This is a genomic window from Desulfovulcanus sp. (assembly GCF_982781345.1).
The window spans coordinates 1-1,043 of the sequence record NZ_CEYAEZ010000208.1; the positions used below are offsets into that span (position 1 = coordinate 1).

General features: G+C 36.8%; 1 protein-coding gene. It reads right to left on the reverse strand.

Annotation, left to right across the window (positions count from 1 at the left end):
• Positions 1-285: 285 nt before the first annotated feature.
• A partial coding sequence (locus AC3WVG_RS12285) for an ABC transporter ATP-binding protein (protein ID WP_488798405.1) occupies positions 286-1,043 on the reverse strand: 758 nt, incomplete at its 5' end.

Genomic DNA, 1,043 nt, shown 5'->3' on the forward strand with positions numbered 1-1,043 from the left:
AAAGCTTATGCAGGGCCTCTTTTTCTTGCTCAGTCAGATTCAGCTTTGATGAAACAGAAGGAAGTTCCCACCATTTACTCATAGGGACCATAAAGAGTTTTGGCATTGCATATGAAAAGTTGTATGCCATTAATACAAACAAAGACAAAATGCCCAAAAATAGAACTCCCCTTTTCATAATTATTCCTCCTTTAATTTTAATAAATAAATTTATACAGGAAGTGGTACTAATTATCAACTTAAAAAATAGCATAGTTTATTGTCATTAATAACTCAATAAGTTGCTCAGAGAATCTGGGTTCCAATATATGCTGTTTTTACTTCCTCCTTTTGAACAACCTCATGGGATAAACCGTCTGCAATCTTTTCTCCAAAATTTAACACGATAATCCTGTCTGCAATTTGGAAAAGCTCTTTTATCCTGTGTTCTATCATAATTATTGTTAACCCCTCGGCATTCAGTTTCTCTATTATGGGAATTGTGGATGCCACCTCCGGTTTTGACATACCAGAAAATATCTCGTCCAATATAAGAAGTTCTGGCTGAAGTGCAATACACCTCGCAAGCTCAAGCCTTCTCAGGTAGCCATGAGGCAAACTTGAGGTCTCTTTATATGGGATACGAGAGTCTCTCTCAAAACCCATATCCTCCAGCAAATCTAAGGCTACTTCGTCCCTTCTTCCATACTTTCCCCCTTTTATCCTCTTTACCCTATTTGAACATAGTGGAATGACCACATTTTTATATGCTGGAATATTATAGAAGGGCTTTATAAATTGAAAAGACCTTATTATACCCATATCAGCTATTCTATAAGGCCTCATACCTGTGATGTCTTTTTTCTTATATGTGACCTTTCCCCTGTCTGGCTTTATAAATCCCGTGATTATGTTTATAAGTGTTGTTTTCCCGGAGCCATTGGGACCAATTATCCCCAAAAGCTCCCCTTTTTGCACATCCAGACTTATATTTTTTAGTGCCTTTATTCCTCCAAAGGACTTACTAAGTCCCCTTATTTTTAAGATTATATCTTCCTCCATCT